The organism is Vibrio sp. QJM3NY_27 (genome assembly GCF_057785955.1).
The window spans coordinates 2191954-2211064 of record NZ_CM173511.1 but is presented as its reverse complement, the minus strand read 5'-3'; the positions used below and the strand labels follow the sequence as shown (position 1 = coordinate 2211064).

General features: G+C 43.3%; 18 protein-coding genes. 12 read left to right on the top strand and 6 right to left on the bottom strand.

Annotation, left to right across the window (positions count from 1 at the left end; genetic code table 11):
- Positions 1 to 59: 59 nt before the first annotated feature.
- Positions 60 to 626, top strand: a complete 567-nt coding sequence (locus AC3CIA_RS09830) for a molecular chaperone TorD family protein (protein ID WP_474356345.1) — start codon at positions 60 to 62, stop codon at positions 624 to 626.
- Positions 626 to 1138, top strand: coding sequence for a ferredoxin-type protein NapF (gene napF / locus AC3CIA_RS09825; RefSeq protein WP_054547353.1), 513 nt, complete (start codon positions 626 to 628; stop codon positions 1136 to 1138). Before AC3CIA_RS09830 ends, napF begins: the two co-directional genes overlap by 1 nt.
- Positions 1139 to 1330: 192 nt before the next feature.
- Here napF and yfaE read toward each other — a convergent pair whose 3' ends face one another.
- The 4 genes from yfaE to ubiG all read right to left on the bottom strand — a co-directional run bounded on the left by yfaE (position 1331) and on the right by ubiG (position 6378).
- Complete coding sequence (gene yfaE, locus AC3CIA_RS09820) at positions 1331 to 1609, bottom strand: class I ribonucleotide reductase maintenance protein YfaE (RefSeq protein ID WP_017078714.1); 279 nt, start codon at positions 1607 to 1609, stop codon at positions 1331 to 1333.
- Entirely contained in the window at positions 1609 to 2742 is a 1134-nt protein-coding gene (nrdB, locus tag AC3CIA_RS09815; protein WP_004733365.1) for a class Ia ribonucleoside-diphosphate reductase subunit beta, read from the bottom strand. The genes yfaE and nrdB overlap by 1 nt, the downstream gene beginning before the upstream one ends.
- 101 nt (positions 2743 to 2843) lie before the next feature.
- Positions 2844 to 5126 (bottom strand): class 1a ribonucleoside-diphosphate reductase subunit alpha, encoded by a 2283-nt coding sequence (gene nrdA, locus AC3CIA_RS09810; protein WP_108176287.1) that lies wholly within the window; start codon positions 5124 to 5126, stop codon positions 2844 to 2846.
- A gap of 508 nt (positions 5127 to 5634) precedes the next feature.
- A complete protein-coding gene (ubiG, locus tag AC3CIA_RS09805) occupies positions 5635 to 6378 on the bottom strand; it encodes a bifunctional 2-polyprenyl-6-hydroxyphenol methylase/3-demethylubiquinol 3-O-methyltransferase UbiG (RefSeq protein ID WP_474356347.1) in 744 nt (247 codons plus the stop codon).
- A 258-nt stretch (positions 6379 to 6636) separates the two neighbouring features.
- Between ubiG and gyrA the strand changes: the two genes are divergently transcribed.
- Positions 6637 to 9324, top strand: coding sequence for a DNA topoisomerase (ATP-hydrolyzing) subunit A (gyrA, locus tag AC3CIA_RS09800; RefSeq protein WP_004733368.1), 2688 nt, complete (start codon positions 6637 to 6639; stop codon positions 9322 to 9324).
- Between the two features lie 200 nt (positions 9325 to 9524).
- Positions 9525 to 10154 (top strand): TPR domain-containing protein, encoded by a 630-nt coding sequence (locus tag AC3CIA_RS09795; RefSeq protein WP_488518059.1) that lies wholly within the window; start codon positions 9525 to 9527, stop codon positions 10152 to 10154.
- 56 nt (positions 10155 to 10210) lie between these two features.
- Here the strand turns inward: AC3CIA_RS09795 and AC3CIA_RS09790 are convergent, their stop codons facing one another.
- Complete coding sequence (locus AC3CIA_RS09790; RefSeq protein WP_171316060.1) at positions 10211 to 10555, bottom strand: rhodanese-like domain-containing protein; 345 nt, start codon at positions 10553 to 10555, stop codon at positions 10211 to 10213.
- Between the two features lie 129 nt (positions 10556 to 10684).
- Positions 10685 to 12115, bottom strand: a complete 1431-nt coding sequence (gene nrfA / locus AC3CIA_RS09785) for an ammonia-forming nitrite reductase cytochrome c552 subunit (RefSeq protein WP_017101428.1) — start codon at positions 12113 to 12115, stop codon at positions 10685 to 10687.
- A 481-nt stretch (positions 12116 to 12596) separates the two neighbouring features.
- Between nrfA and nrfB the strand changes: the two genes are divergently transcribed.
- The 8 genes from nrfB to AC3CIA_RS09745 all read left to right on the top strand — a co-directional run bounded on the left by nrfB (position 12597) and on the right by AC3CIA_RS09745 (position 18987).
- Positions 12597 to 13181, top strand: a complete 585-nt coding sequence (gene nrfB / locus AC3CIA_RS09780; protein ID WP_010438133.1) for a cytochrome c nitrite reductase pentaheme subunit — start codon at positions 12597 to 12599, stop codon at positions 13179 to 13181.
- A 3-nt stretch (positions 13182 to 13184) separates the two neighbouring features.
- Entirely contained in the window at positions 13185 to 13871 is a 687-nt protein-coding gene (nrfC, locus tag AC3CIA_RS09775; protein WP_016797526.1) for a cytochrome c nitrite reductase Fe-S protein, read from the top strand.
- A 2-nt stretch (positions 13872 to 13873) separates the two neighbouring features.
- A complete protein-coding gene (nrfD, locus tag AC3CIA_RS09770) occupies positions 13874 to 14848 on the top strand; it encodes a cytochrome c nitrite reductase subunit NrfD (protein ID WP_488518058.1) in 975 nt (324 codons plus the stop codon).
- Between the two features lie 132 nt (positions 14849 to 14980).
- Positions 14981 to 16903, top strand: a complete 1923-nt coding sequence (locus tag AC3CIA_RS09765) for a heme lyase CcmF/NrfE family subunit (RefSeq protein ID WP_488518057.1) — start codon at positions 14981 to 14983, stop codon at positions 16901 to 16903.
- Positions 16884 to 17438: a DsbE family thiol:disulfide interchange protein gene (locus tag AC3CIA_RS09760; protein WP_171330945.1), complete on the top strand. Its 555-nt coding sequence runs from the start codon at positions 16884 to 16886 to the stop codon at positions 17436 to 17438. The genes AC3CIA_RS09765 and AC3CIA_RS09760 overlap by 20 nt, the downstream gene beginning before the upstream one ends.
- A complete protein-coding gene (nrfF, locus tag AC3CIA_RS09755) occupies positions 17435 to 17875 on the top strand; it encodes a heme lyase NrfEFG subunit NrfF (RefSeq protein ID WP_054547360.1) in 441 nt (146 codons plus the stop codon). The genes AC3CIA_RS09760 and nrfF overlap by 4 nt, the downstream gene beginning before the upstream one ends.
- Before the next feature lie 89 nt (positions 17876 to 17964).
- On the top strand, positions 17965 to 18141 hold the full coding sequence (locus AC3CIA_RS09750; RefSeq protein ID WP_017063565.1) for a hypothetical protein: 177 nt from the start codon (positions 17965 to 17967) through the stop codon (positions 18139 to 18141).
- Between the two features lie 249 nt (positions 18142 to 18390).
- Positions 18391 to 18987 (top strand): GTP cyclohydrolase II, encoded by a 597-nt coding sequence (locus AC3CIA_RS09745; protein WP_004733379.1) that lies wholly within the window; start codon positions 18391 to 18393, stop codon positions 18985 to 18987.
- Positions 18988 to 19111 lie beyond the last annotated feature (124 nt).

Below are 19111 nucleotides of genomic sequence, written 5' to 3'. Positions count from 1 at the left end.
AAGAATCCAATCGTATTATTTATATAATTGTCGTTAAACCAATTACGGTATAAATAAGAATGATTATTGATACGCATAAATTGCTCGGTTCATTATTTTATCAAGCAACTAATAAAGAACAGTTAATAGATATTGTTCAGGCCTTAGTAGAGAGCCAAGTTTTATCAGAAGATTGTTTACTGGCACTCCAAAACGAACAGGAAGATGCGCTCGCTGCAGAGTTTAGTCGACTGTTTGAAGGCGTTGGCGACATGCCAGCACCGCCTTGGGGCTCTGTTTATCTCGATAAAGACCGTATTGTGTTTGGCGCATCGACTGTGGAATATCGACAGTTTTTAGAATTGAATCATATTGAGTTAGATACAGGCTTAAGAGAGCCAGAAGACCAATTTGGTTTAATGCTACTCGCACATGCGTATTTGTTAGAAAATAATAATATTGATTCATCTCGTGAATTATTAGAGTCTCATTTATTAACTTGGTCATCAGTTTATTTAGAGAGATTTAATTCAGCATCAGAGTTATCTTTTTATAAGAAGCTATCAAGTGATGTAATATATTGGCTTGAGCAATTAACATTTGAATATAATTTAAACGTTGCTACTAAAAAGTTATATATCGATTAATGCCTGAACAAATAAATTCAAATAGGCGTGGTTTCTTAACTCGACTTTCTAAACCGGTTAAAGCCGCCGCGAATTATGAAGAGAAGTCACAACGCTCGTATGCAAGGCCGCCAAAAGCGGTCGATGAGGTGCTGTTTGAACGTCTTTGCGACGGTTGTGGGCTGTGTGAGCATACGTGTCCGAATAGTGTCATAGAGATGCTAGAGGGCAGTGCGCTGCTGAATTTGGATTACAACAGTTGTTCTATGTGTAACAAGTGCAGTGAAGTGTGTCCGACTGGCGCGCTTCATCCAACGGTCACGCCTTATATTGACTTGAAGCCTAGCTTTGCTGATAGCTGTAACAATTACATGCAAATGGATTGTAATGCGTGCCAAACCGCTTGTTCAGCAAGTGCGATTCAAATCGAAGCAGGGGAGTTGCCTACGGTGGACAAAGATAAGTGTAACGGCTGCGGAGAGTGCCGAAGCGCTTGTTACATTGGCTCAGTGACTTTGAACCTTATTCAGTAGTAAACGTCTGGTTTGGCTTTGTGGCAGCGAGCTAGCAGAAAGGCTTTGGTTGAGTGAGAGGCGAGTCGTCTCAGATTCCTAAAGACATAAATAGAAAAGGGTCCGCATTCCTAGAGGAAGCGGACCCTTTTTAGTTCTTATATTCTTTAAATAAAAAGAACTTAAAGAAAAAATGCGTTAAAGAAAAACAGTCTATGCACGTTTCTGTTTACTTCGATGAAGAACGTTACTCAGCGATAACTCAGTTTTTGCTTTGCAGATGCATGGCAAAATTTCATTGGCTTGTGTGTAAGCCATAGCAAAACCAACGTACTCGACTTCACCAGAATCCAACGTACAGCGGCAAGCGCCACAGTGGCCATCTCGGCAGTTGTATTCTGGCTCTAACCCTGCTTGTTCCATTGTTTCCAATAGAGTATTTGAAGGGTTAGATTCAATCGAAGTCAGCTTGTTGATTTTGATTGTTGGCATTACAGCTCAAACCCTTCAAAGTCGTCAGCTTTTACTTCGTTGTCGATTTGGCCAACTAGGTAAGAACTGATTTCAGCTTCTTGTGGAGCAACTTGAACGTTATCTGAAGACAACCAAGCGTTGATCCATGGAATTGGGTTCGACGTTGCTTCTGGGTAAGCAGTACCTAGACCAACAGCCTGCATACGGATGTTAGTGATGTACTCAACGTATTGGCAAAGAATATCTTTGTTTAGACCAATCATAGAACCATCTTTGAATAGGTATTCTGCCCACTCTTTCTCTTGCTCAGCCGCTTCTTTGAATAGGTCGAAACACTCTTGCTTACACTCTTCAGCGATCTGCATGAATTCGAAGTCATCTTGGCCATTACGCAGCAAGTTGATCATGTGCTGTGTACCAGTAAGGTGAAGTGCTTCATCACGAGCGATTAGCTTGATGATCTTCGCGTTACCTTCCATTAGCTCACGCTCAGCGAATGCAAATGAACATGCGAAACTTACATAGAAACGAATCGCTTCCAGTGCGTTTACAGACATTAGACATACGTAAAGCTTCTTCTTCAGGTCATGAAGTGAAATCTTAACGTCTTCGCCGTTGATGTTGTGGTTTCCTTCACCGTAGCGGTGGTAGTCAGCCGTCAGCTTGATCAAGTCGTCGTAGTAAAACGCGATGTCTTTCGCACGTTTCAGGATCTCTTCGTTTTCAACGATATCGTCGAATACTACGCCTGGATCATTCACGATGTTTCGGATGATGTGCGTGTATGAACGAGAGTGAATCGTTTCAGAGAATGACCAAGTCTCAATCCAAGTTTCAACTTCTGGCAGTGATACCAAAGGAAGTAGGGCAACGTTAGGGCTGCGGCCTTGGATAGAATCTAGAAGCGTTTGGTACTTCAGGTTAGAGATGAAGATGTGCTTTTCATGCTCAGGAAGCTTGTTGTAGTCGATACGGTCGCTAGACACGTCTACTTCTTCTGGACGCCAGAAGAAAGAAAGCTGCTTTTCGATCAACTTTTCGAAGATTTCGAATTTCTGTTGGTCGTAACGTGCAACGTTTACCGACTGACCCAAGAACATTGGTTCTTTTAGTTGGTCATTTTTTTGTTGAGAAAAAGTACTGTAAGCCATAAATGCCTCAAATCCTTTAAAGACCCGCAATAAAACGGACCCTGTTAATGCTTTAAACCCAGAGAAGATAACTTCTCTGGGGTCTTAATGTTTATTGCGGTTTAGATCTTACAACCGCCGCCTTCACAATCTTCTTCCGGCACTTGAACTGCATCGCCTTGGTCGTCTTTAGCACCATCACGAGTGTTATGGTAGTAAAGCGTCTTAACACCGTACTTGTACGCTGTTAGCAAGTCTTTAAGCAGCTGCTTCATTGGTACCTTACCGCTGTCGTAAACACTTGGATCATAGTTAGTGTTTGCAGAGATAGCTTGGTCAACGAATTTTTGCATGATACCCACTAAGTGCAGGTAACCATCGTTAGTACCAATGTTCCAAAGTAGCTCGTAGTTCTCTTTAAGATTTAGGAAATCTGGAACAACTTGCTTCAGGATGCCGTCTTTCGACGCTTTAACTGATACATAGCCACGTGGTGGCTCGATACCGTTAGTCGCGTTCGAGATTTGAGACGAAGTCTCAGAAGGCATAAGCGCTGTCAGTGTAGAGTTACGTAGGCCGTGCTCCATGATCTCTTCACGTAGCGTGTCCCAATCGTAGTGCAGTGGCTCTTCACATACTAAGTCGATATCTTTTTTGTAAGTATCGATTGGTAGTAGGCCTTTCGCGTAGTTGGTCTCGTGGAAAGATGGGCAACGGCCTTGCTCTTTCGCTAGTTCAACAGACGCTTTTAGCAAGTGGTATTGAATTGCTTCAAAAGTACGGTGAGTCAGGCCATTTGCGCTGCCATCAGAGTACTTAACACCATTCTTCGCAAGGTAGTATGCGTAGTTGATTACACCCACACCTAGAGTACGACGGTTCATTGTCGACTTACGTGCTGCTGGAAGCGGGTAGTCTTGGTAATCAAGTAGCGCATCTAGAGCACGAACAACCAGTTCAGAAAGTTCAGCCAGATCGTCTAGCTCGTTGATTGCGCCTAGGTTAAACGCCGAAAGCGTACATAGTGCAATCTCACCTTCGTCATCTTCTACGTTAGAAAGCGGCTTAGTTGGTAGCGCGATTTCTAAACATAGGTTCGATTGACGAACAGGGGCTACTTCAGAATCAAACGGGCTGTGTGTATTACAGTGGTCAACGTTCTGAATGTAGATACGACCAGTAGAAGCACGCTCTTGCATTAGCAGAGAGAATAGCTCAACGGCTTTAACCGTTTCACGCTTCACTGAAGGATCGTTTTCGTACTTCACGTAAAGTGCTTCAAAACGCTCTTGGTTTTCGAAGAACGCGTCGTAAAGGCCAGGTACGTCTGAAGGAGAGAACAGGCTGATGTTGCCACCTTGAACTAGGCGAGAGTACATTAGCTTGTTCAGCTGTACGCCGTAATCCATGTGACGAACACGGTTCTCTTCAACGCCGCGGTTGTTTTTCAGTACTAATAGAGACTGAACTTCACCGTGCCATAGTGGGTAGAACACTGTTGCTGCGCCGCCACGAACACCACCTTGAGAACAACATTTTACTGCTGTTTGGAAGTATTTGTAGAAAGGGATACAGCCAGTGTGGAACGCTTCACCATTACGGATTTCAGAACCAAGCGCACGGATACGACCTGCGTTGATACCAATACCAGCACGTTGAGATACGTAACGAACAATAGAGCTTGCTGTTGCGTTGATAGAATCAAGGCTGTCACCACACTCAATCAGTACACATGAACTGAATTGACGAGTAGGCGTACGTACACCAGACATAATTGGTGTAGGTAGAGAAATCTTAAACGTAGACGATGCGTCGTAAAAACGTTTGATGTAGTCAAGACGAGTCGATTTCGGGTATTTACCGAATAAACACGCAGCAACTAAAATGTAAAGGAACTGAGCACTCTCGTAGATTTCTTTTGTTACACGGTTCTGCACGAAGTATTTACCTTCAAGCTGCTTAACCGCCGCGTAAGAAAAGTTTAAGTCACGCTTGTGGTCGATGTACGCGTCAAGCTCTTCGAATTCAGCTTTCGTGTAGTCTTCCATTAGGTGGCTATCGTATTTACCCATATCAACCAGTTTTGCAACGTGGTCATAAAGAGCAGGCGGCTCGTATTCACCGTACGCTTTTTTACGTAGATGGAACACTGACAGACGTGCTGCTAGATATTGGTAATCAGGAGTCTCTTCAGAGATTAAATCCGCTGCTGACTTGATGATTGTCTCATGAATGTCAGTCGTGGTAATGCCATCGTAAAACTGAATGTGAGCTTTCAATTCTACTTGTGATACAGAAACATTGTGCAAGCCTTCAGCTGCCCATGTGATCACTCGATGGATTTTCTCTAAATCGATCGTTTCTTTGCGCCCGTTACGCTTGGTAACAGTAAGTTGTTGGTTCATTCTGCTTAATTTCCCTAACAAAACTGAACAAGGCCGTGTTTTTGTGTATTTCTGTGTAATTTTTGTAAATTACGTTTCGGCTTTGTGATCTTGGTCTACCCATATATTGTAGTTCAAACACAACATATAGGGGTCATTTGTTTGTTGGGTTACAAGATAGTGCTACAACTGATATTTTTCAAGGTAAAGAAATGGGGTTGCTTGTGGATAAGTGGTGGATTGAAAAAAAACTGTAAGTGACCACTAACTGATGACGTTAGACGTGACTTGATTGTACAAAAGTCGCCTTTTAAGGATGCTTTATTTTTGCACGCCCATAAAAAAAAATCCCTTGATCTTTGGGTAAAATAGGCAATGGATTTTGGACGATTAAATTTAAATCGAGGTGGTCAAAATGGAAGCTAGCGCACGAAATTTAGACTGAAAAAAGTCGCAAACTTATGGTAATTGCAACTCTTTTCATTCGTCTTTTTTACAAAATATTTTACGGTAGGGCTACCGATATTTTTTAGCCCAAGTTTTGAGTGTGAACGATGTAGTTCACATCGACTTTTTGGCCTAAACGGTAGGTGTTCGTTAACGGGTTATAGTGCAGCCCTGTAATCCCTAGTTCTTGAAGCGGAGTGTTATCAACCATTTTGATAAGCTCAGCAGGGCGAATGAACTTTTCGTGGTCGTGAGTACCTTCAGGCACTATCTTAAGTAACTTCTCTGCACCAACAATAGCGAACAGGTAAGACTTAAAGTTACGGTTCAATGTTGAGAAGAACACATGGCCGCCCGGTTTCACTAATTTTGAACAAGCCGAGATAACTGATTGTGGGTCAGGAACATGCTCTAGCATTTCCATGCACGTCACCACATCGTAAGTTTGTGGGTTTTGCTCTGCATGGTCTTCAATGGTGCTTTGGATGTAATCGAGCTTGGTGCCGGTTTCTAATGCGTGCAGACGAGCGACTTCGAGCGGTTCTTTACCCATATCTAGTCCGGTGACTACCGCACCCTCTACAGCCATGCTTTCAGCCAGAATACCGCCGCCGCAGCCAACATCGAGAACTTTCTTACCAAAAAGGCCTTCGGTTTTCTCTAGCACGTAATTTAAGCGCAACGGATTGATTTGATGTAGTGGCTTAAACTCGCCTTCTAGATCCCACCAGCGCGACGCCATGTCTTCGAATTTTTTGATTTCTGCTGGGTCTACGTTCTGTGATTTAGTCATAATCGGCATTTCCAAGTTAAATAATGCATCCATGAAATTGCAGGCATTATAACTTGCCTTTTCCTGCTGACCAGAAGATCTACAATTTTGCTAGTTTATTGGGTGTAAAGTGACCATGTTTCAGCAAGATATGACGCTGAGGTGCAATTTCTCATCAATAGATTGGCTACAAGGGTCACAAGATGGTAAAAGGAGAGGGAAAGTGATGCCTCCGTAGGTAAATTTGTGTTATATTTTTCGGTCTTATACGTATTCAAAAATACGATCTGACTATAGAGGGAAAATGGCTCTATGAGCGATCTAGCGAAAGAGATCACGCCCGTAAATATTGAAGATGAGCTTAGAGGTTCATACCTAGACTACGCGATGTCCGTCATCGTTGGTCGTGCCCTTCCAGATGTGCGTGATGGCCTAAAACCAGTACACCGCCGCGTTTTGTTCGCGATGAATGTACTAGGTAATGATTGGAACAAAGCATATAAAAAGTCTGCTCGTGTAGTAGGCGATGTAATCGGTAAATATCACCCACACGGTGATAGTGCGGTATACGAGTCAATTGTTCGTATGGCTCAGCCGTTTTCACTACGCTATATGTTAGTCGATGGCCAAGGTAACTTTGGTTCGGTTGACGGCGATTCAGCTGCGGCAATGCGTTATACCGAAGTTCGTATGTCAAAAATAGCTGGTGAGCTATTAACGGATCTTGATAAAGATACGGTTGACTTCGTTCCTAACTATGATGGAACCGAGCAAATACCAGCAGTTTTACCAACAAAAATACCAAACCTATTGGTTAACGGTGCTTCTGGTATCGCAGTAGGTATGGCTACCAACATCCCGCCACATAACCTTGGCGAAGTTGTTGATGGCTGTTTAGCATTTATCAATAATGAAGACATCACTATTGATGAGCTAATGGACTACATCCCGGGTCCAGACTTCCCGACAGCAGCATTAATCAGTGGCCGTAAGGGCATTGTTGATGCATATAAGACTGGTCGTGGCAAAGTTTACATGCGCTCGCGCGCGAACATTGAAATGGAAAAGAACGGTAAAGAAACAATTATCGTTACTGAAATTCCATATCAAGTGAACAAAGCTCGTCTGATCGAGAAGATTGCAGAACTTGTAAAAGACAAGAAAGTTGAAGGCATCAGTGCACTACGTGACGAATCTGATAAAGATGGTATGCGTATTGTTATTGAATGTAAGCGTGATGCTGTCGGTGAAGTTGTACTAAACAACCTTTACTCACAAACTCAACTGCAAACTACTTTCGGCATCAACATGGTTGCCCTAAACAACGGCCAACCACAACTTTTCAACATTAAAGATATGTTGAAGTGTTTTGTTGATCACCGTCGTGAAGTTGTGACACGTCGTACTATCTTCGAATTGAAGAAAGCGCGCGACCGTGCACATATCTTGGAAGCTCTATCTTTAGCGCTTGCAAACATTGATGAAATCATTGAACTGATCAAGAACGCACCAACACCAGCAGAAGCTAAAGTTGGTCTAGTATCTCGTGGTTGGGATCTTGGTAACGTTGCATCAATGCTTGAACGTGCTGGTACTGATGCAGCTCGTCCAGATTGGCTTGAAGACCAATACGGTATCCGTGATGGTCAATACTTCCTAACGGAAACTCAAGCGCAAGCTATTCTAGAACTTCGTCTTCACCGCCTAACTGGCCTTGAGCACGAGAAGATTCTAGACGAATACAAAGCACTTCTAGAAGAGATCGCTGAGCTAATGCATATCCTTGCAAGCACTGAGCGTTTGATGGAAGTGATCCGTGAAGAACTTGAAGCGGTACGTGATATCTATGGCGACGAACGTCGTACAGAAATCACAGCAGCGGTTCATGACATCGACATGGAAGAGCTAATTGCTCAAGAAGACGTTGTAGTAACGCTTTCTAACGCAGGTTACGTTAAGTACCAAATCCTAAGCGACTACGAAGCTCAGCGTCGTGGTGGTAAAGGTAAGAGTGCAACTAAGATGAAAGATGAGGATTACATTGAGCGTCTGCTTGTTGCTAATACTCACGATAACATCTTATGTTTCTCTACTCGTGGTAAAACGTACCGCCTGAAAGTTTACCAACTGCCTCAAGCAAGCCGCACCGCTCGTGGTAAGCCTATCGTTAACATTCTTCCTCTAGAAGAAGGTGAGCGTATTACGGCTATCCTGCCTGTTTCTGAGTTCTCTAACGAGAAATTCATCTTCATGGCAACAGGCGACGGTACAGTTAAGAAGACATCACTGGATCAATTTGCAAACGTACGTGCTAACGGCTTAATCGCAGTTAACCTACGTGACGATGATTCACTGATTGGCGTTGATATTACTGATGGTAATAGCGACATCATGCTGTTCTCGAAGTCGGGCAAAGTTGTTCGCTTCAACGAGGACAAAGTGCGCCCAATGGGTCGTACTGCCTCTGGTGTTCGTGGTATGAAGCTTCCAGAAGACGATCAAGTGGTTTCACTGATTGTTCCTTCAAACGAAGGCGATATCCTAACTGTGACTCAAAACGGTTACGGTAAGCGTACTGAGCTGGCTGAATACCCAACGAAAGGCCGTGCAACGCAAGGTGTAGTATCTATCAAAGTCTCTGATCGTAATGGCCCAGTTGTTGGTGCTGTTCAGGTTGAAGAAGGCGATGAAATGATGATGATCACCGACGCAGGTACATTAGTACGTACTCGCGTAGCGGAAGTGAGCCAAGTTGGTCGTAACACTCAAGGTGTAACACTGATTCGTACTGCTGAAGACGAGAATGTTGTAGGTCTACAACGTATCGACGAAGTAGAAGAAGCTGAGATTGTTGAAGGCGAAGAAACTGAAGAAGCAAATGCTGACGCAGTAAACGCAGAAACAGTTAATGCAGAAGGAACGGTCGTTTCTGAATCAAGTGAAGAGCAAGCATCAGATGCTTCTGACTCTGAAAGTGATAGCGAGCAAGACACTGAGTAATCTCGATTACGTTAAGTAATTTAGCTTACCAATGAAAAAACCGAGCCTAAGTGCTCGGTTTTTTATTGCCTGCTATGTGTGGATCTTGCTCTGACTTTATCGTTGAACTGTGATCGTCAAAATATCGATAGCTAAACCTTGATCAATATAGCGAGGAGATGAAAACGATAGAGTAGAGGGGAATAAAAAAGGAGTGTGAAATGGATATCTGGTTGTTGGTTGCGTTGGTACTAATGAGCCTGTTTTTGATTGTGATCGTTATTGCCGCGAACAACAATGGCAGTCATCTAAAAGGCAATGTGGTGATTTCTCTTACTGCAGTGGCTTTGAGCGTGCTGGTCTGGTCTCAACTGAAACAAGAGTTACCTCAACTTCCTTTGGATGATAGCAATAACTACACGGCGACAGATTTCGAAGATGAGCTTCAACAAAGCCTCAAACAAGACCCGAATCAATCCGACTTGTGGTTTAAGCTTGGTGGTGTGTACATGCAGAGAGGGGAGTTCGATGCGGCATTCACTTGCTACGACTATGCGATTCGCTTAGATCCTCAAGCACCTTCTGGCCTCTATGCTGCCAAAGCAACCGCACTTTATTATCTTAGCTCTCAAGCGATGAGTGATGATGTTAATGCGTTGTTGGAGCTCTCAATGCAGCTTGATCCCAATGATCGTACGGCATTGATGCTGATTGCGACCGATCACTTCATCAGCATGCGCTATCAACAAGCGATCGATGCGTGGACTCAAATTCTCGATTCCAATCAAAAGGGCATTGATCGCGTTTCAATTATTCATTCGATCAATCAAGCCAAACAGATGATCCGCTAGGCTTGGTCAATAGGCTGTTCTTCCTGATTAGCCTCTAAAGCCATTAATCTCTCAAGCTATTGGCTTTCTTGCATTTCGATTAATCCACCTGCGTTATGGATTTGAGTAAACCCTTGAGCACGCAAGAACTGATAAGCTTGCCCTGAACGATTGCCACTGCGGCAATACAGAACGATCAGTTGGTCTTTCTCTATATTGGCGAAGTGAGTAGCTACTTCAGAAAGAGGGTAGTTGATGGCGTTATCTAGATGCCCTTGTTCGAACTCTGCAGGTGTTCTGACATCAACCACTAATGCACCTTTCTCTATTAATTCCCACCCTGTCTCAGCACGCTCAGAGGCGTGAACGCCTGAACTGAGTAGTGCAATACATAATGCCGCAAGCGAAAGTAAGGTTTTCATTGTTTATTCCTTGAATTGGCGAGTGGATTAGGGGTATCGATATTGATGTGTATTCCCCCCAAAACCTAAAAAAACCAGCCACACAACAATAGTGTGACTGGTTTTTACGTAATGGTCTAATTGAAGAAACTAGTATTCGTAGTTGGCTTCACGCTTTTCAGCTTGCTCTTCCCATTTAGGAACAACCGTGTCTAAGAAGTGTTGTTTCTCAGCATTCATCTTATCCATGTCCATTCCAAGCGCTTTTTGAGCCGCTTCTTTTGTCGAGATATCTGGAATCTCGATTGGATCGGTGATGCCTTTCTTCGCCAGTAGACGAACAATCTTAGTACGAGCATCGGCTGCGCGGTCAACGGCAGTACCTAGCACTTCTAGAGCGATTTCAGGTGCGTGCATATGAATACCGTGAGACGCGATAGCGTAGTCCCAACGCCATTGAGCGTGACGGATATCGAGTAAGATCGGTTCCATCTCTTGCTCTGTCGCACCCGCTTCCCATGCTGCGCCTGCTTCAAAGTGAGCAGCAACGATTTGTTTCTCGGCTGTCAGCTTCATGTTCAGCACTTGCGCTTTACGGCTTGAAACGATGTTACGCATGGTTTCTTTCGATTGAGTGTGACAGTTTGCACAGGTATCTTCGAAGCGGTCGAATGGGTTACCCACTTTATGGTCGGTATAAACGGTGCCATCTTCTTTAGTCACTTTCGGCATATGACAGTCAGCACAAACGACTTTGTTCTTACCGTGGATGCCTTCGCGCCATGTTTCGAAACCTGGGTGCTGTGCTTTCAGCATGGGTGCTTTCGATACTTTATGCGTCCAATCTTTAAAGTTGATTGCATCATAGTAACGTTCCATGTCGCCAACGGTTGTACCTTGGTCCCAAGGGAATTTCACACCTTTGGTTGGCCCTGTGAAGTAGTATTCCACGTGGCACTGAGCACAAACAGAAGCTTGTTGGTCTAAGCGGCTTTGTTCATCAAACTTTTTACCAATCGTTTCAAATGCTCGTTCAACGTAAGGACGAGTCACCTTCAGTGCTGGCTCACCATTCTTAAAGCCTTCGCTTTGGGTATCGTGACAGTCTGAACAGCCAATAGGGTTAATGATCTCGTTGCCAAGACGCGCCCATTTACCTTCGAAATAACCATCTTCGCCACGTTCTTCAATAACACGTGCTACGTCTGGGCTCTTACAGCTCCAACATGCCATTGGCATTGGGCCTGAGCTTTCGTCTGTTGGGCCGCCAGTACGAAGCGTTTGTCGTACATCGTCAATCGCATAAAAGTGACCACGTGCCTTGTTGTAATCTTTTGCGAAGCCGTAGCCAGCCCACATGATAACCATGTTGGGATCTTCTTTTAGTGCATCTTCAATAACTTCGCTTTCTGAAGTCTGTCTCCATGAATGATATTGATCTGGGTGGTTTTGCTCGAACTGGTCGTTACGAGGATCGCCAATTTCTTTTTGTTCAGACGCAGCAAAACTGGTCGCGCTTGCTAGTGATGCGCTAACCATTAATAGTGCTGTGACCGAATTACGTATCCAATGCTTTTTCACAGTGATATCTCCAATATACTGATTCTTATACCAAGCGTTGTGAGTTTGCTATTCAAATTAAGAACTGGAGAATTCCTGTTTATATTAATTCATAAACAAACACATTTTGTTACGTGTTGGATATAGCTTGTCTTAGATCAATTAATGGTAGTGACTTCAATCACGTTGAAGTTTATATACCCCTAAAGGGGTATTGGTGGGCAGTGTTATTAAAATTTAATTGAGAATTATTATCATATATAACAATCAATTACCGAAATTGACCATGGTATAAATAGGGTGATTGCGTTCACAGATTAACCCATCCAAATTTCGTATTACCCAATTAGAGGTATATTCTAACTATAGAAAGCGTTGTGGCTTATCCAAAATAAGAATTGATATCATTTAAGCGGTAATAATATCGTTTAAGGGTACTTTTGTTTAACCGGAATATTATTTAGTTGAGAGTTAAATAATGCCGGTATAAGGAAAGGATAAAATGGGCAATATTAAATTGGCCATAGTCATAATGCTTAAATCCCTTCTAGCATTCTGCCTCTATGGTTATTCCATTCATGCTGTTGCTGAGCCTGCTGTTACGCCAGTAGGAGAATCAACAAGACATGAAGTCGAATTAATCCGCGACAAAGACTACAAGTGTGTTCAATGCCATAAAGATTCAAAAGAAACGGTATTGGGTTCACATGGTGAAAGTGCACACGCTTTGCTTGGCCGCGAAGTAAATTGTACCGACTGTCATAGTTCTATTAGCCCCGATCACCGTGAAGGTGCACCTAAAGTGGTGAAGTATCGTGAGGCTCAATCACAACCTGGAACCGAGAAGGTTTTCTTAGACCCTAAATTAATCCTAGATGCCAATAGCCAATGTATCGATTGTCACCAACCTGATGATCTCCGCGAAGCGAGTTGGACTCACGATGTTCACGCGCAAAACTTAACGTGTTCAAACTGCCATGATGTTCATGCGACTGAAGCAAAGGTGTTGGGCTTAGATAAGAAGCAAACCATCAAGCTGTGTGTGGATTGCCATTCAGACTTCAACCAGAAGAAAGAAGAGGAGTAATCTATGAGCTGCTCAAGAAGAAACTTTTTAGCAGGCGCTGGTGCCGTTATTTTTACCACAGGTGTAGCGGGAACTGCGGCAGTAACAAGTCGCAAGACGCTAGCCAATGTTCAAGAAGATGGCACTAAACGTTATGGAATGATTCATGACGAAACCGCTTGTATTGGTTGTACCGCCTGTACTGAAGCATGTCGTGAAGTAAACAAAGTACCTGAAGGTGTATCGCGCTTAGAAATTATTAAGAGTGAGCCCCAAGGCGAATATCCCAATGTTGATTACCGTTTTACTCGTAACTCTTGCCAACATTGTGATAACGCACCTTGTGTGATGGTTTGCCCAACAGGCGCGGCCTACAAAGATGAAAAAACCGGCATTGTCGACGTTCATCAAGAGAAGTGTGTCGGTTGTGGTTATTGTCTATTGGCTTGCCCATATCAAGTGCGCTTTTTCCATCCAGAGAACAAGTCCGCAGATAAATGTAACTTCTGTCGTGATACCAATCTAGCACAAGGGAAGTTGCCTGCTTGTGTCGAATCTTGCCCGACCAATGCGCTGGTCTTTGGCGATCTAAATGACCCTAAGAGTGAGATAAACCAGGTGCTTCAATCTGAGGTGGTTTACAGAGATAAAGCTTATCTAGGTACTCAACCAAAGCTCTATAAAGTGCCACACCAAAAAGGGGAGATTTGATTATGAGTGCATGGGACGCAGCTTTTCAGTCTGGTACGGTGGTATGGGACTGGATTATAGCAATCTATCTATTTCTCGCGGGGATGTCGGCCGGTGCCGTAATGATCTCCATTTATCTAAAACGTAAGGTCATTGAAGGCGACCCTGCTCATAATGGTGTGTTAAAGGCCACGGCTTTTCTTGCGCCATTTGGGATCATTTCAGGTCTGCTTATCTTGGTTTTCCACCTGACAAAACCGTTATCCTTTTGGAAGATCATGATCTTCTATAATCCAACGTCTGTGATGTCGATGGGGGTGATCTTATTCCAAGTATATATGGTGATCTTATTCCTTTGGATCGGCATTATATTTAGGGATCAAATAGTCGTGTTCTTGAATGATCAAGCATGGTTAAAAGGGCGACTTGATTTTGTCGGTAATTGGATTGGCAAATTAGAAGTGTTTGAGAATGCTCTGGAAATATTCTTAGCTGTTCTTGCTCTGATGCTTGCCGCTTATACCGGATTCTTGCTTTCAGCTTTAAATACCTTCCCACTATTGAATAACCCAGTGCTGCCGATTTTGTTCTTATTCTCGAGCTTATCTTCGGGAGCGGCGGCGTGTATTTTATTTGGTGTGCTGGTCTTTAAAGAATCATCTCATAGCCCGACTATTTCATGGATCCACGGATTCGAACGTCCAGTCGTGATGTTTGAATTGTTTGTTCTTATTACTTTCTTTACTGGGCTTATCTTCGCTGGTGGTCAAAGTGAGCAAGCAGTATGGAACGCAATAGGCAGTGGTTTCTGGGCGAGTTGGTTCTGGTATGGCGTCATCGGCGTTGGCATGGTTTTACCGTTGTTGCTGAATGCCGTTACACCAACTTCAATTCGCCATAGCTCGGTGTATATTTTCTCCGTGACTTCGCTAAGTCTGATGGGTGTATTAATGCTGCGAACTTTTGTCCTTTATGCAGGGCAGTTAACGATAGCTTAATTTTGCTCAAGTTAATGAGTAAGTAGATGTTGGATACTGGGCATCTGCTTACTTGGTTTCTGTTTATTGGAACAGTATAAGCGAACAATTGTTTAACTTGGCTCTGCTCAAGCGGAGCCTTATTGAGGTGATATGGTCGGTTCTTTGGGGCTGTTTAGTTTAGTGTTGGTTGCTGTACTCAGTAGCATTATTGGTGTGCATTCGTTTTATCAAATGCTAAACAAACGGACGCAAAATATAGGTTTAATCCGCAGTTTCTCTCTTTCAAGTGCATTGTTTTCTCTCACTTCTGTCGCATTGCTTGGCTACGCCTTTGTCAGTGATGACTTCTCTATTCTCTATGTCGCTGAACATTCAAATACTCAATTACCCTCATTTTTTAAGCTAGCAGCCGTATGGGCAGGCCATGAAGGTTCCTTGTTATTTTGGGTACTGACGATCAGCGTCTGGTCTGGCGTGATTGCCTTACAAAAACACTATTCGAATGAATACCAAAGCCGTGTGTTGTGGGTAATGAATCTACTGCTCGCGATATTTGCTTGGTTCACCTTATTCGCATCAAACCCATTTGAAATGAATTCGATCTTGCCGCTAGAAGGGCGTGACCTTAACCCAATGTTGCAAGATGTCGGCCTGATCTTTCACCCTCCATTACTTTACCTTGGCTATGTCGGCTTTTCTGTGGTGCTGGCATTTGCCGTTGCCGCTTTGCTGGTTGATCCTATTGAGTTTGATTGGGTAGCCCATTGTCGCAGTTGGTGTCTAGTCGCTTGGATCTTTTTAACCGCAGGGATCATTCTTGGCTCTTGGTGGGCGTATTACGAATTAGGCTGGGGCGGCTGGTGGTTCTGGGACCCTGTTGAAAATGCCAGTTTGTTACCGTGGCTCACTTCGACAGCCTTGCTGCATTGTTTAGGTGTTGCCAAGGGCAAACAACAGCTTCTGAAGTGGTCTCTCAGCCTTGCTTTCATTACATTTTGTTTGAGTATCTTAGGCACCTTTATTGTTCGTTCTGGTGTACTAACGTCGGTGCATGCTTTTGCCGTTGACCCAACTAAAGGCATCGCGCTGTTATTAATACTCGTGGCTGTATTGTTGAGCTCTTTCTCGTTGCTAATTGTGAGAGGCGAGTCTTTCGAGTCGAGCCCGATTACCAGCTTCGCGAGTAAGAGCTTTTTGAGTTTAGTGGCGGTGCTCATTTTTGTACTGGCGACCGCTGTTGTGGTGTTTGGTACGTTTTATCCAATGGTCTTTGAACTGCTTGGGTTGGGTAACATATCGGTAGGTGCGCCTTACTTTAATCTATTGATTGCACCTTTGGCTTTGCTTGCGTTGGCCGTCGTCGGCTTAGCCCCTTTACTGAGTATTAAACCTCAAGCGACTAAAGGTGTTATTTCATCGCTAGCTGTGGCGTCATTGGTACTTGGTTATGCTTGTTATTCTTGGCAAGTAGAACAGGCGCAAGCACAAGTGATGGCTCTGATGACATGGTCACTCGCGTTTTGGGTTTTACTCACTCATGTTTATGGCTTAGTGGTGACGCGCAGCTCCAAGTTCCAACGCAAAGTCTGGGTGATGACCTTTGCTCATGTCGGGGTTGCAGTACTCGCTGTAGGTGCTGCAATGAATAGCTATCACTCGTTTGAGCGCAGCTATAAACTAAGCCCAGGCACACAAGTAGAGTTCATGGATTGGACGCTTTCTCATCGTGATACTGAGCTTTATGTCGCCTCAAATTTTACCGCAGAGAAGGCGATACTCAACCTAGATGCCGGTGATAAAAGCTTTACCATCGCGCCAGAAAGAAGACACTACCAAGTTCGAGTCATGAACATGAGTGAGCCTGCAATGAAGTGGTTCTGGCATGGCGATGTTTATATCACCATGGGCGAGAAAGTAGATTCCACCGCTTATGCGTTTCGAGTGCAATACAAGGCGTATGCGCGCTGGATCTGGTTTGGTGGGTTGTTTTCCATTCTTGGCGCTTTACTCTCATTGACTCATCGTAAAAAGAAAACCGTTAAGGCGTCACAGTATGCATACCAGCGTTCGTAACAAGCTCATCACGTTAATTATCTTGGCATTAATGGTGGTGTTGGGTTTTGCCTTTGCGCTCAATAATAAACAGCAATCGACGATTGTGTCGGAGCAAAAAAGGGCATTTCCAGAATTCATATCTACTGCGTTAGCGAATAGTGAAGGCATCAGTAGTAAACAGGAAATTACGTTGGCTGATGTCACTCAACATCCTTACCAACTGGTCAATGTATGGGCTTCATGGTGCGGAATATGTAAAACCGAGCACGCTTTTTTACTCGAACTACAAAAGGAAGGTATTCCAATTGTTGGTCTCAATTATCGAGATAACCCCGGTGCTGCGCTTAATGTATTGTCCAACGACGGCAACCCGTACTCAACTGTGATCAGCGATCCTCAAGGGAAGTTGGCGTTAGAACTCGGTGTAATCGGTACTCCTGAGACGTATTTAGTCGATGCTGAAGGCCAAATAGTTAAGAAGTTACTGGGCGTGATTAATGAATCGGTTTGGCGCAAAGAACTTGCGATGTATTTTGATGGTGCGAATGGATGATGAAGCCTTTAATACAAGCACTCGTTATGCTGTCTACGCTTATGGTTATTAGTTTTCCGACTTTGGCAGAAGATCTGTTTACAGCCAGTAATAAGGACACGAGTATTCAAGTTGAACTGTTTGAGTTTGAAAACCCAGAACAGCAGCAGCGCGCTATTACATTGGCAAAAACCCTACGTTGCCCGCAATGCCAGAATCAAAACCTGATTGAGTCGAACTCTCCAATTGCAAAAGACTTACGCCTCGTTGTATTCAATATGGTGAAAGCAGGGAAGAGTAATAATGAAATTACTCAATATATGACGGAAAGGTTCGGTGAATTTGTGCTCTATAAACCAGCAATGAGTGTTTCAAACTTATTACTTTGGCTACTTCCGAGCGTATTATTTCTCTTATTTATATATCTATCAGTAAAAAGTGTTAGAAAGAGCTCATAAAAATTATGTATTACTGTTTACCAATTGACCTGTATTTTGTAACATTAAAGGATTATAAAGGCTAAGCACTGTTATATAAGGATGTATCTGTGGATAACGTAATCTCAAATTTAAAGAAAGAGTTCCATACTCATGTCCGATCTGACAAATGGGCAGAAAAATACAGTGCAAAGTCGAGCATTTCTACGCTTACTCAAGAAGAGTTAACCGAATTAGAGAACGCTTGGGTTCAGCTTGTCATCTGGAAGCAAACTCAAGTAAGTTGATCGTTCTGTAAAAAATCGTAGTCTTAGCCGCAACTGATTAATTTATAACCCCATGTTGGTCATTCCAATGTGGGGTTTTTTGTTACCTGAAAAATTATTGTTATAATATAACAATTAGTGCATGGTCGACCTTGAAAAAAATTGTTAACAGCCTCATAGTGTCTATCATTAGATAGTTAGCTACAAAATATTGCCTAGACATATAATGTAGTGTTGTTAAATACATCGAATTTTCAAGTGAGTATAGCTATGGCGGAAGTGCGTGCCAGAATAGATTTCAAAGTAGGGGTAACAAGCAGTATTGATGCTGAACTTCTGTCTTTTCATGGATTGAAAACAGATAAAGAGCATGTTGCTGTGATATTTAAATCAGCAGACAAGACACAAGACATACCTCTTGTTCGTATGCACTCTGAGTGCCTGACTGGTGATGTTTTCCATTCCTCTCGCTGTGACTGTGGCGAGCAGCTAGACGAAACCATTAGAATTATGGGTGAGACGGGTGGAGTGATTCTTTACTTACGCCAAGAAGGTCGTGGTATTGGTTTATACAATAAAATCGATGCATACCGCCTGCAAAGTGAAGGTATGAACACTTACGAAGCCAATAACCATCTAGGTTTCGGTGATGATTTGCGTGATTTTACTGAAGCGGCAGAAATGCTTCGTGCTTTAGGAACCACAAAAATTCGCCTAGTCACTAACAACCCCAAGAAAATTAATGAGCTGAAATCTTTTGGTATTGAGATTGAAGAAGTGGTGAACACCTCTGCTCATGTTAAGTCGGGTAATGAAAGCTACCTGAAGGCAAAAGTCTCACACGGTAAGCATAATCTGGATATCTGATTAGCCTCTTTGTTGCGCTTAACATAAAAATGTTTAAAGACCTCACACATGTGAGGTTTTTTTGTATTTATCTTGCAATAAAATTGTAAGTTTGTATTATTCCAATCCGTAGTGCAAATGATAA